Genomic DNA, 12,369 nt, shown 5'->3' with positions numbered 1-12,369 from the left:
TCGATGATAACGTCAAACTGTATCTAACGCTTCGTACACATTGTGGCTCCAGCCTCTTTACTGCATCTATTCTGCGCGAGGTAGGTCCCCGAAAATAGAGAGAATACGAACGGTTATCCCCGAATCCGTCACAGGGATAAGTATGCGGAGCCAGGTACGCTGGGGGATCGCCCTGACCGCCATCGGCGCGGTGATCGCGTTGCTCATCCCAATCTACGGCGTCCCGCTCGTCGTGATCGGCATCGCGCTGCTCATATGGCGGGGGCGCGAGGAGATCATCGAAGAGATCACGGAGTGAACGAAGAATGATACTGACAACGACCGAAGAAGTGCCGGGCTACGCCGTAGGAGAGGTCCTCGGCGTGGTCTTTGGGAACACCGTACGGACAAAGCACCTCGGGAAAGACGTCATGGCGGGCTTGAAGAGCCTCGTCGGCGGCGAACTCCAGGAGTACACCGAGATGCTCTCCGATGCCCGGACCGAGGCGTACAACCGTATGGTCAACGCCGCGCGCGACCTCGGGGCCGATGCGGTGGTGAATATCCGGTTCACGACGTCGCAGACGATGGCGACGGCGGCGGAACTCCTTGCCTACGGGACGGCGGTGAAGCTCGTCCCGAAGAAGTAGGGTTTTCGGGGTTTTGGCGGCAGGGGAGCCTGTCTTTTTTAGTTAGAATTTACAGCATGAGTTTGAGGCCGTGTGTATCGGGCACATGTGTGACCTCCTGCGGGGGTTAAAGCTCTTGCTGATCGCACATGTCCGTAACATGGATTTCCACCGGCTATCGCCACGCACTTCGGGGGTGGGGAGGAGGCCGGGCGCGGGGTGGGGACTACGGTGTTCTTTGTCCGGTGGAGGAGGCATGCCCATATGCGCCAACTTAACCTCCGTACACCTACCTCGCGTCGGCATTGGTATACTTCAACCACCTTGACGTGGTCTCTTCGTTGCCTTCCTCTCTGCAAGTCCTTTTGCAATGAGGATACCAGCGTCTCGCGGAGCCCTTCATCGACCGTGTTGCGGGGAGAAAAGCCGAAGGCGTCCCTGGCCCGCGATATATCGGCAAGCGAATCACGCACATCCCCCGCTCTCGGAGGTCCGTAGAGCGGCCGGGCATGCATGCCGGTGATCCCACAGAGACAGGCGGCAAGCTCGTTGAGGCTGATCCGGCGGCCGCCGGCGATATTAAAGACCCCCCGGGCATCGCCCTCCATCGCCTGGATGTTCGCCCGCACCACGTCGGCGACGAAGATGAAGTCGCGGGTCTGCTCCCCGTCGCCGTAGATGATCGGCGGTTTCCCGGCGAGCAGGCGGGTGACGAACTTCGGGATCACCGCCGCATACTCGGAGTTCGGGTCCTGCCGGGGACCGAAGACGTTGAAGTAGCGCAGGAAGGCCGTCCTGATGCCGTAGAGGTCGGAAAAGACCTTCCCGTAGTACTCGCCCGCGAGCTTTGAGACCGCGTACGGGGAGAGCGGCGTCGGCGCCATCGTCTCGTGTTTGGGGAAGACCGGGTCGTCGCCGTAGATCGCCGAGGTGGAAGCCGCCACAACCGTCGGGACGCCGCATTCCTTTGCGGCCCAGAGGACGTTCACGGTTCCGCCCACGTTCACCGCGTTCGTCTCCAGGGGTTTTTCCACGGAACGGGGAACCGAGGCGATGGCCGCCTGGTGGAAGATGCCGTCAGCCCCGGCGCAGGCGTCGGTGAGCAGGTCAAGGTCGGTGACGCTCCCCTCGATGAACGTCACCCGGGGATGACCGATGAGGTGCTCGATATTCTCACGCCGCCCGGTGGTGAGGTTGTCGATGATCACGACGTCGTGGTCGCGTGCCAGCCGCTCTGCGAGATTGGACCCGATGAATCCCGCTCCGCCTGTGACGATGTAGCGCATACCGATACGGTAGGTGCTCCTGCGATTTGAGCGTTGCCGGAGGAGGACGAAGAGCAGGAGAACCATGGAAGAGGCGGCCACGTCCCACCGGACTTCCGGGTCCTGCGCATCAGCGCGAGAACTAACCTGGTGCAACGATTCTCAATTATCGGCACTCTCAACTTATTGATCTTGTTTCGCACTGTCCGGGAGTTTGCACCCCCGGGCACGGCTTTTCCCGGGTATCCCCCTGTACCGTCCCCCCCTCCAGGAGGGGGTTATCGGCAGATGGCAATCTGTAGGAATTGAGTCTGGACGCTGAAGACACGAGGCAGAGACAGGGGAGGGGACGAGCCCCCTCCCCGTCAGCCCCTCCCCCCATGGCGATATCCGCCACGGTCCACTGTACCAGGCTTTATACCCACTTGACCATGTTGACCTGAGAACCATTTCACCTTATTTTGGTGGTCCCGGTGCTCGGAGAATTGCTGTCTCACGCGAAGCCGCGAAGGACGCGAAAGGAAGATTGGGGTAACACTCAATAGTCTTCGCGGCTTCGCGCTCTTCGCGTGAGGCGACGGTGTGTGAAGTTTTAGATACAATGGTCCACTAATGTCGTAGACACAAAAACGACGCCCTGCAGCGATTTTAGGTTAACCACTGCAAAAAACGAGCCCGGAGGGGTTTGAGCCACCGGACTCGCTCACTCCCCGATCTTCTTCGTCTTCCGCACCCTGACCGCGACCCCGCGCTTCGACCGGAGCATCTCATCCGCCCCCATCATCGCCCGTCCGGTGGCGACCGCGAGCGGCCCTTCGACGAGCACCTCGTCGCCCTCCCGTATCCGCTGGTCGCAGTCCGTGACGCCCGGGGCGAGGACATCGCCCTGCGGCACGAACGCGTCGATCCTGACCCGATACCCCTCCGGTATCAGGCCCCACCCTTCAAACGTCGGGCGGAAGAGCCCGGTCCCCGCATCGATGCTGAAGAGTTGCTGTTTCCCGCGGAGGACCGCCATCTGCATGCTCCTGCCCCGGATCTGGAGTCCCTTCGTGTTGATATCGGTCGCGAACTGCCAGGAGACCGTGCCCCGGATGGTGTCGGTCTGCACCCGGCGCTCACCCTCAAGGGCCGCATCCAGTGCTGCGAGCGACGCAGACGACGTCGGGTGACCGCGGCAGGTCACCTCAAGGTCGATCCCCGAGGCCTCCGCCGCCATCTCTGCGACGGTGAGCGCCCCGCCCTCGAGGTGGGCGACCACCCGGCGGTAGGGGTGCGCGGCGAAGTAACGGGTGAGGATGTCGGCGATGAAGGCACATTCTTCCCGGTCCCAGTAGCCCGTCACCGGCACGTCGTAGTGGCCCGCCGGGTAGACCCGCTCCAGTTCCCGGGGCACGAGGCCGAGCGGCGAGGTGACGATCAGCTCGTGCGCCCGCCGGTCCACCGTGTTCATGAAGAGCCTGTGGCTCCGGGAGAGTGAGTAGGGTTTCCGCGCCGAACAGGGGAGGAGGACCGCAACGTCGGTCCGGGTCGGGACGAACCGCTCGATCACCCGGTCGGCGAACCGCCGGATCTCTGAGCGGTTCTGTGACTCAGCGGTGGCGGCAAGCATCGGCACCGCCCGCGCCACCGGGAGGAACCGCTCCATAAGAGCATAGTTCCGGTCGAGGAACCGGAGGATGCCCGTCTGCGCCGCGTCCGCACGGCACCGGGCCTCCATCAGTTCCCGGAGTCGCCCGGCCTCGATATAGTGCCGCACAAGGGCGATCTCGCGGTCGAGCGCGAGACGGTTGTGCCGGACGAGGTCGCCGTCCCGGCAGCCCTCGCACCCGCAGACCCCGGTCTCCATGAGCGTTGCCGGGAACTCGCCTTCCGGCAGGCAGAAGGTCTTCTGTGCGGACGCGAGGTCGACGGCCCGGTAGTCGAAGAGGTCGAAGCCCGAGTATACGAGGAGGCAGGCGGTCGAGGGGAGCGCCGCTGCCGGGGCGTACCACGCGGTGTCCGGCGGGACGCTCTCCTTTAAGGCCGCAAGCCATGCCGCGTAGTTCCGGGGGTTTTTGAGCGCTGTATGCCAGTTCGCGACCAGGGTGCAGTCGCCGGATTCTGGGGCCTGCGCGGCGAGCGGGTGGACGGCGACCGGCTGCCCCTCGCCGGGGGAGAAGTAGTCCCGGACGAACGCCGGATCGGCGGAGAGCGGGACGTTTGAATGGGAGCGTTCGCGGAGCGCCGGGAAGAGGGCGTCCGTATCAAAGGCGGCGGGGAGGGAGACACTCGTCTCTCCCTCCTCGTAGGTTCCAATCCGCGCGAGGCCGTCGCGCTTCGCCGCCTCATACCTGCTCACGGTACACCTCCGCACCGGGAACCTCTTCAAGGACGATGCGCGCCCACGCATCATCGCACCGGATGGTGAGGCGACTCTCCGGGTGCGCCTCCATCAGGGCCCGGATGCCGGCGCACCCGGACCGGACCATATCGTCGTCCCATTCCGGGATCTCGCTCTGGCCTATCGGGAACGTCTCCGCAAGTTCTGTGGGGTACGGCCCGAAGGGGGGCTTGAAGTTCAGCACCGTATCAAACCCGGGGACCTCGCGCCCGTCGAAGGATACCAGCACCCGCTCACCAAGGGGGATGCGGGGAATGACCTCCCGGAACCGGAGCACCTCTGTCCTCAGGCAGGTCTCCGAGCCCCGGTAGAAGAACCGGCGCTTGGAGACGGGATCGTCGCGCTCAAGATAGGCCGCGTGAGCGAGGAGTTCCCGGTAGCCGGTGAGCAGGCGCGGGTGGCTCCGGCACCGCTCGTCGACGAGTTCCCAGAGAGTCCCATCCTGGACTGCCTGCCGGATGCGGGCGATCTCTGCGAGGGTGACGTGGAGGTTGTGGAGGGCGAGCAGCCGCTCCCGGTCTTCTGACTGCCGGAGCTCGTCGGCGGTCATCGAGCGGCAGACCCGGCAGGGGCAGGGGAGCTCCGCAAGTTCGTCGATCTTGTAACTCCCGTGCGGGGTGATGTAGCGGCCTTCCCGGGCAAAGAGGGCGTATGCTGCCGAGTCAAAGAGGTCGCAGCCCATCGCGACGGCGAGGGCGAACATCGACGGGTGGCCTGCACCGAAGAGGTGGACGGCGGTCGCCGGGGAGAGACCGCGTTTGGCCGCGAGGACGACCCGTACCAGGTCCTGGTAGCGGTAGTTCTCCATCAGCGGCACCACGGCCCCGACCGGGCAGAAGGTGAGGTTGAGGTCCTGGACGGCCCGCCCGGCCTCCTCCCGGAGGTCGGTGAAGATGCCGCCCTGCACAGGTCCTGCGAGGTTCGCGTCGGGGAAGAGTTCCCGGGCTTCGCGGATCCGGCCCATGGTGGTCGCAAGCTCCCGCTCGGCCCTCTCCCGGCTCGCATCCGGCGGGGTGGGGATATCCAGGGGGACGATGATGTCGCTTCCTATCGCCTGCTGGAACTCGAGCGTCTCCCGGTTACTCACCTCGACCTCGCCGTAGACGGAGAGCTGAAACGATCCTGAGTCGGTCATGACGGCGCCGTCGAAGTCGAGGACCGCGTGAAGCCCCTCCGCAAGCGCCCGGTCGCAAAACTCTGTGCTCCGCCGGAAGATGTAGGCGTTCGTGATCAGGGCCTCGACGCCCATCTCCTGCATCTCGCGGGGGGTCACGAGGGGGAGGTGCGGGTTGACGACCGGGAGGAGCGCCGGCGTCCGGATCGTTCTGCCGTTCACCCTGAGCCTGCCGGCCCTTCCCGCGATATCTTTGTGGATGACCTCAAACGTGATTGTCATTCGGGTTAAACCGCCTTTTCGTCGAATATCTGCCCCTCGAACGTCAGCACGGCGACGTCGTCGCGCTTCCAGCACCCGGGCGAAAGCCCGGCCTTGACGCAGGTCTGGTCGAGGAATTCCCTGCTGGTCCAGCCGTACTCGGCCGGGACCTGCGGGAGGAGGAGTCCCCCTGCCCCGAGACCACTGACGATCAGGCCGTGTTTCCCGACCTCGACGCAGCCGGGGCGCCCTTCCGGCGGGCAGTCGAGCGACCGGGGCTCCGTGAGCACCGTCACTTCAAGATCGATGTCGGGGAGTTCCTGCGGGGATACCGGGGGGAACCGGGGGTCCTCAAGGGCTGCCGATACAGCAGCCTCGACGATCGCGTCGGCAAGCGGCCTCGTCGGGTAGGGGAGGCCGATGCATCCGCGGAGACGTCCCTGCCGCTTGATCGTGACGAAGACGCCGCGTTTCTCGCGAAAGACCGCCGGGAGAGCGGGTAGGGCCGCCCGCTCGCCGCTGAGGGTTTTCCCGATGGCGCTCCGTGCCAGACGAACTGCCGTTCTGCCTTCTTCGGGGGTCAGCATTTCCATCAGAATGGGTCGTATGACATTGAATACTTTTAGTCTTCTGGAGGAGAAGAGGCGGCGGCGGCGGCGGCGGGCGCCCCGGCCTGTCCGGTGATCAGACAGGGCAGGTCACCCGGAAGACGCACCCTGACGGTCAGGGTCTCCCCGGCGGGGACGGGGCGGTCGAGGCGGAGCCGGATCGTACACTCCTCTCCGGCCCGGAGGGGTGTGCCGCCGTCACCGTCCCGGGGCAGCGTCGCCGTCCACGTGCCCGGCTCCGGGAGGAGGTCTTCCGATCGCGCAAGAACCTCAAGGTAGTTCCCCGCCATAACCGTCACAGTGGCACGGGAGAGGTCGACGGCCCCCTCCCCTCCGGTATTGGCGATGACGAAGGTCAGGACGTCGGTCCGGGTGCCGGAGAACCCCGGCACCGGCGGGTAACCGGTGATCGTCCCGACCGGCGCAAGGTTCGGTCCGCCGGCGATCAGGACCGGGTATACGCCCGCACCGTCCGGGGTCCCGCCTCCCATAGCGCCTGCCCCGATCGAGACGAACGAGAAGAGCGTCGTGACGGCAACGAATGCCGCGAAGATTGCCGCGAGCTCTAGCTGTGTAGATACCTCACTTCCCCCCATGGTGATAACGCCAGTGGTAAGAACAGGGATGGCCTATATAAACCTATCTGGTACCCCTGGGGTATGCGCGGCTGATCCGGTGGCCTTCGGGGGAGTAGTCCGCAGTGCCGGACGGTGGGGGGTCCGGGCAGATCACCGTACTGATATATATCAACTCCGCCCCACATTATATGGGAGAGGGAGAGTGCGGCCGACGGTGGCACATGCCTTGTGCTGCTGAGGAAAGTCCTCCCACCGGCCAGACACGCAGCCGCATGCAAGTGCGGGTGGCGAGAGTCACGGCAATGACACAGAAACGACACGGCCCGCCGTCAGTGATGAAACGACCGAGCCCCCCGCTCAGGGAGGCAAGCTGCGCGGGTTTCCGCGCAACTCGTTGAACGTAGCGGTGGGATACGATGAAACGGTGAATCCCTGCGGGTGCAAGCCAGAATAGGGCAGATGGATCGTCTGGTATCCGCCCAGGTATGGCGCGTAGCTGAATGCCGCACCGAACAGAAGGAGGCTTACTCCTCCCACTCCTGCTATTGCGAACTCTTCTCGGTAAAACGTGGTTTACGGGGTTTCACCCTTTAGCCGGCGGCTTGAGTTCAATCTCCTCAAACGTCACGACGTGCGTATCGAAGATATCGCCCCGGTCGTTCGTGAAGAGCTGGACGAAGATCTCGGCGAGCGTGTTCTCCAGGGATACGACGTCCCCGTGCTCCGCCCTGACGTCGAACCCGAGCGACTCCAGCTCGCTTTTGACGGCATCGCGGGTGTGGTAGGTCGAGAGGATCTCCCTGACCTTCGCGAGGACCTTCTGCTGCTCCTCATTGTTTACGGCCATATCCTCCCATGGGACCCTGCGCTATATCAACCTGTCCGGGGGGCAGCGGGTCGCGGTATCACCATGACTGCACCGATACTTTCCCGGCAGGGCCGGGGGGCATATGCAGGCAAATGTATAAGTGAAAAAATTACCTATAGTAATAATATGGAGATACCCACCCCGGCCGAACTGCGGGAAAAAAGGCTCCGTATGGGCTTAAAGCAGGCAGATGTAGCCCGAATGGCCGGGATAAGCCAATCTATGGTCGCGCGGATCGAGGCGGGCAGCGTGGACCCGAGGGTGAGCACGCTCGCAAAGATCGTGGAGGTCCTGCAGGCGGCGGAGCATTCGACGATCACGGCGGCCGACGTGATGAACGCACCCGTGCTCTCCGTTACCCCGGACGACCCTGCCAGCCGTGCCGTCGAGATCATGGGCCAGAACGGCATCTCCCAGCTGCCGGTGCTCGAGAGCGGGGTGCCGGTGGGATGTATATCCGAATCGGCCATCATGAGCGCCATGGAAGAGGGGGGGCTCCACCAGACGCACCGGAAACTGGTGCGGGACTACATGGAGCCGGGTTTCCCGACAGTTCCTCCGACGGCGCCCATCGATACGGTCGTCCATCTCCTGCATCACAACCACGCAGTCATCGTGATCGAGCAGGGGAAGGTGCAGGGCGTCATCACCAAGCACGACCTGATATCGCTGATAACATGACACCTGCTTCGCGGTCTTCGTGCGAAGGCGCGAGGAGACGCGAAGTCCGGTGAGTGCTGTCCTTGCCTTCTCTTCATGGTCTTTGTATCTCCGCGTGAGACTACGTCGCCATGGGTTTCTGCCCGGGCGTATAGCCGGTGATGAGCCGTGCCCCGGGAGCGGTCCTCGCGCTGGTTTCCCGGGGGAGGGGAGTGCGAGCCCGGACCCGGTTCGACCCCGGGATCTCCCTGGGCGGTGGACCGTGGGGTATCGCCACGGGGTGGGGACCGGGAGGGTTTCTCCCCGGAGGTGGGGACCCGCGTTCCTCTCCGGCACCCCACCCGCCCGCGCTGCGCTCTCCCCGCCCCTCCCCGGGCGGGGCAGTGCTTGCGATAGCCGGTGGAAAGCCGTATCCGGTTCCTCTCCGGGATCTCCCCGTGGAGTGGACCGTGGGGATACCCGGGCAGTGCGAAACAAGAACACGGATCTCCTCCATTGGGAGTGCCGGTGATTGGGGATCGTTGCATTAGCTGCACCGGACTTCGCGGCAACGCGCTCAACGCGTGAGGCAGTATCGCTATCTGCACCTGTTAACTCTCGTGTTGCCGCGAAGAGCGCGAAGGGAAGTCGATGGTTGACCTCCTGAGGATTGTCTCAAACATGTTAGCGAAGCACCGGGACTGCAGAAACCTTTCAGAGCAGGGAGACCAGGTCCCGGAGGACCGCTTCGGGGTCGGCGGCCTTGACCACGCTCGACGCGAGGAGGACGCCGCAGGTCCCGAGGTCGATGGCGATCTTTACGCATTCGCCCGACTGGATGCCCGCCCCGGTCAGGACCTTTACGTCCGGGTTCACCGCCCTGACGGCGTTGACGGACCGCTCGATGATCCCCGGGTCGGCCTTCGAGACCGAGACCCCGCTCCCGATCAGTTCCGGGGGTTCAACCGCGACGTAATCGGGCCGGAGGGCCGCGGCTGCGGCGCTGGTTGCGTCGTTGTTCGTGCAGACGACCGACTCGAGGCGGAGCCTCCGGGCGATCTCGACACAGGCGCCGATATCGGCCAGGGTGAGGCGGCGTTCGGAGTGGTTGATCAGGGTGCCGCGTGCGCCCGCCGCCCTGACTGCCTCGGGGAGGATGTGGCCGGTATGGGCGCCGGGGGTGATTGCGTCGATATGCTGGGCGTAAACCGGTATCGCGTAGTGGTGGCTCATCGGGTGGAGCTCGGTGAAGACCGGCGCGACGCCGATGGTGACCCCGCTCTCTCTCCCCACGGTCTCGGCCGCAGCGGCGATTCGGTGGGCGTTGCTGCCCATACCCTCCTGGTAGGTCTTGAGGTTGACAAGAATAAAGGGTGAAACCATATCCATCACGTCTGCCAATAGGTTGCTCCTCCTGATATTAACTCTGGCGCCGGGGCGCAAGGAGAACCGGCGGACGGCACCAGAGGTTCACTCCGGGAGCCCCCGGACAAAGTGCCCGCCGGTGATGCCGCCGAGGGCCCGCCGTCTCACCTCGTCCTTGAGCGCGGAGAGGACCCCGGGGTCACCCCTGCCCACGGCATCGATTCCCTCACGGTAGATCCGGGCCATCTCCCCGGCGTAGCGGGGCCCCCGCCCCCGGGCGTCGATGGCGACGGCGTCGACCCCCATCCCGGCGAGCCCGGGCAGGTGGTCGATCAGGCAGGTTTCGACGGCGTTTGCGATGCAGGTCCGCCCCTCACTGTCATGCCTGAGCGGGAAGACGCGGTTTCGCCGGTCCTCGAGCCCCAGGAAGCGGTCGGCGGGTTCTTCGCCAAAGACCGCTGCGACCAGCCGGTCTTCGGTCACCATCGCCTCGATGTTGCCCTGCACGATCACCTCAAGTTCCGGAGCGCCCCCGGCTGATTCCACGAGCCGCGAGAGGTCGGCGGCCGGGAGTTCGGGGGAGGCCGTACACCGCAGGAAGAGCGCGGAGAAGGCCCCGGTGGTGCGGTGGTTCCAGACGTTCAGCCCGGCGGCGCCGTAGATGTTCATCCGGGGTTCGGACCGCCGGACCGCGTCGAGGGCCCCCATCCCGCTCACCATCACCCCGTGGACGCCCGCTCCGTAGAGCGAGGGGAGGAGAGGAGCCGCCATATCAAGAAACCCGCGCCGGGTGACCGACGGCCATTTCCAGACGAGGTCGGCGCCCCCCTCCCGGCAGACGGCGGCGGCATCTTCGAGGAGACCGGGAACCACCGGGGTGCAGGGTTCGAGGTAGACGGTCCGGGCCCCTCCCCGGACGGCGGTCTCCACGCCGTCCAGGGTGTCGGTGTAGACCGAAACCGACGGGAGCCGTTTCGCTCCCCCCGGTCCGGCCGGGCGCTTCATCCTCGAAATTGCCGCTTCGACCCGCTCCCGGGCCGCACGCACCGCATCCGGCCCCGGGCGCCGCGCGGCGAGCACGGCCTCCCCGACCTTCTCCAGAAATGCCCGCCGGATACGGTTCAACTCCCCGATCGGGAGAAAGAGTCCCCCCGGGTACCGGAGGTCCATCTCCCGGACCGTAAACGGCGTCCCCCCGGTCTTCCCGAGGTGCTCTGCGATCTGAGCCCGGGTGAGCGGCCGGCTCCGGGCAGGCTCCATCGCGAGGTCGGCGCGGTAGAGCACCCGGAGCGGTTCGCCGCCGCACATGGAAACCGTCGCCTCCAGGCAGGGCGTGCCGTCCTCCCAGGTGACCGAGAGGTCGATCGGGATCTGCGGCAGGGGTTTTGCCATGACCCGCTTTGCCCGCTCCTCGAGGTCGGCGCTCTTCGTCAGGAAGGCCCGGGCACCCACCCTGACGGGGGCGCCGACCCCGAGACGGACCGTGCCGTTCTTCACGGCGGGGGTGCCGCGGACGACCGCTCCAACGTCCCCATCAGGGTCGCCCGTGCAGAAGGCCAGCCCGTCGCCCGGGTGGGGCACCAGATCGCCGGTGAGGCGCACGGCCGCCTCCCGCCTCCGCGGGTCGTAGCCGGTGACCGTGCCGAGCAGGACGCCCCGGTTCCCGGGGCGGTCACGGGCCATGATATCGGGAGCGCCGAGGATGTAGCCCTCCGTGAACTCCCGGTTGAACGCGAGGGCGAGATCCCGCATATCCTCCCGCGAGGGCGACCAGGGATCCCCGGCGGCGATCGCGTCGAGGGCGCGCCGGTAGATGCCGACCACCGTGGCGACGTACTCCGGCGAACGCATCCTCCCCTCGATCTTGAGCGACGCCACCGGTGCACGTGCGATGCGGTCGAGGCTCGGGTATACCGCGAGGTCCCGGGTCGAGAGCAGGTAGTGTTCCTCCCCGGGCACGGCCCTGAGGTCTGTCGGGCGCCCGTAATCGTCCTTATCCCCGATCACGAACCGGTAAGGTTTCCTGCACGGCTGGGCGCACATCCCCCGGTTCCCGCTCCGCCCTCCGATGACCGAGGAGAGGAGGCACTGCCCCGAGTAGCAGTAGCAGAGCGCACCGTGGGCGAAGACCTCGACGCCGATCCCCTCTGCCTCTGCGATATCCTCGATCTCGGCAAGCGTGACCTCCCGCGCCAGCACCACGCGAGAGAACCCCTCCCGCGCGGCCCGGGCCACGCCCTCGCGGTTGTGGACCGTCATCTGGGTGGAGGCGTGGAGGGGGAGGTCCGGGACCACCTCCCGGGCGAGGGACGCCACCCCGGCATCCTGCACCAGGACGGCGTCGGCCCCGGTCTCGTAGAGCCAGAGGAGGTACCGGGCCACGTCCGGGAGTTCGGCGTCCCGGACGAGGGTGTTTACGGTGACGTAGACCCGCACACCCCGGAGGTGCGCGTAATCGACGGCGGACCGGAGTTCTTCGTCGGAGAAGTTCGCCGCGTAGTGCCGGGCCCCGAAACGTCTTCCGGCCAGGTAGACGGCGTCCGCGCCGGCGGCGACCGCTGCGGCCAGGGCTTCCGGCGACCCGGCGGGCGCAAGCAGTTCCGGAGGCTTAACCGGCCCGGTTCCCTGAAGGTGCTCGTGCGGCATCTGTCGGGTACCGTTCGCCGTGCCGGCCTATATA

11 protein-coding genes and 1 other RNA gene are annotated in these 12,369 nt (G+C 65.8%); 4 read left to right on the top strand and 8 right to left on the bottom strand.

All coding sequences use genetic code 11. The features are described from left to right. The first annotated feature begins 142 nt into the window (after positions 1-142). The gene (locus QZ408_RS07305; protein WP_292490592.1) at positions 143-298 is read left to right on the top strand and encodes a hypothetical protein; all 156 of its coding nucleotides are present in this window, start codon (positions 143-145) and stop codon (positions 296-298) included. 7 nt (positions 299-305) lie between these two features. Continuing rightward, entirely contained in the window at positions 306-629 is a 324-nt protein-coding gene (locus tag QZ408_RS07300; RefSeq protein WP_292490591.1) for a YbjQ family protein, read from the top strand. A 38-nt stretch (positions 630-667) separates the two neighbouring features. On the opposite strand, the gene QZ408_RS07295 is transcribed toward QZ408_RS07300, so the two are convergent. From QZ408_RS07295 to QZ408_RS07275, 5 genes are all read right to left on the bottom strand, one after another. Beyond that, positions 668-1,960 carry an SDR family oxidoreductase gene (locus QZ408_RS07295; protein ID WP_365995742.1) on the bottom strand — a complete coding sequence of 431 codons (1,293 nt, stop codon included), beginning with the start codon at positions 1,958-1,960 and terminating at the stop codon, positions 668-670. 616 nt (positions 1,961-2,576) lie between these two features. Next, complete coding sequence (gene arcS / locus QZ408_RS07290) at positions 2,577-4,214, bottom strand: archaeosine synthase subunit alpha (protein WP_292490590.1); 1,638 nt, start codon at positions 4,212-4,214, stop codon at positions 2,577-2,579. Then, positions 4,201-5,652: a tRNA guanosine(15) transglycosylase TgtA gene (gene tgtA / locus QZ408_RS07285; RefSeq protein WP_292490589.1), complete on the bottom strand. Its 1,452-nt coding sequence runs from the start codon at positions 5,650-5,652 to the stop codon at positions 4,201-4,203. Before tgtA ends, arcS begins: the two co-directional genes overlap by 14 nt. A gap of 5 nt (positions 5,653-5,657) precedes the next feature. Then, positions 5,658-6,224 (bottom strand): TIGR00296 family protein, encoded by a 567-nt coding sequence (locus QZ408_RS07280; RefSeq protein WP_292490588.1) that lies wholly within the window; start codon positions 6,222-6,224, stop codon positions 5,658-5,660. 29 nt (positions 6,225-6,253) lie between these two features. Continuing rightward, entirely contained in the window at positions 6,254-6,835 is a 582-nt protein-coding gene (locus QZ408_RS07275; RefSeq protein WP_292490587.1) for a hypothetical protein, read from the bottom strand. 174 nt (positions 6,836-7,009) lie between these two features. On the opposite strand from QZ408_RS07275, the gene rnpB reads away from it, so the two are divergent. After that, an RNA gene (rnpB, locus tag QZ408_RS07270) (RNase P RNA component) lies at positions 7,010-7,356 on the top strand. A gap of 44 nt (positions 7,357-7,400) precedes the next feature. Here rnpB and QZ408_RS07265 read toward each other — a convergent pair. Further along, entirely contained in the window at positions 7,401-7,664 is a 264-nt protein-coding gene (locus QZ408_RS07265; protein WP_292490586.1) for a hypothetical protein, read from the bottom strand. A gap of 147 nt (positions 7,665-7,811) precedes the next feature. Here QZ408_RS07265 and QZ408_RS07260 point away from each other — a divergent pair, with 147 nt between their 5' ends. Next, the gene (locus tag QZ408_RS07260; RefSeq protein ID WP_292490585.1) at positions 7,812-8,366 is read left to right on the top strand and encodes a CBS domain-containing protein; all 555 of its coding nucleotides are present in this window, start codon (positions 7,812-7,814) and stop codon (positions 8,364-8,366) included. A 672-nt stretch (positions 8,367-9,038) separates the two neighbouring features. Here QZ408_RS07260 and tpiA read toward each other — a convergent pair. Both tpiA and QZ408_RS07250 read right to left on the bottom strand, forming a co-directional pair. Next, the gene (gene tpiA / locus QZ408_RS07255) at positions 9,039-9,707 is read right to left on the bottom strand and encodes a triose-phosphate isomerase (protein ID WP_292490720.1); all 669 of its coding nucleotides are present in this window, start codon (positions 9,705-9,707) and stop codon (positions 9,039-9,041) included. 87 nt (positions 9,708-9,794) lie between these two features. Further along, on the bottom strand, positions 9,795-12,335 hold the full coding sequence (locus tag QZ408_RS07250) for a U32 family peptidase (protein ID WP_292490584.1): 2,541 nt from the start codon (positions 12,333-12,335) through the stop codon (positions 9,795-9,797). Positions 12,336-12,369: the final 34 nt, after the last annotated feature.

This window comes from Methanoculleus sp. 10 (genome assembly GCF_913757945.1).
Lineage (GTDB): Archaea > Halobacteriota > Methanomicrobia > Methanomicrobiales > Methanoculleaceae > Methanoculleus.
The sequence above is the reverse complement of the archived record's forward strand: the minus strand, read 5'-3'. Positions and strand labels throughout refer to the sequence as shown.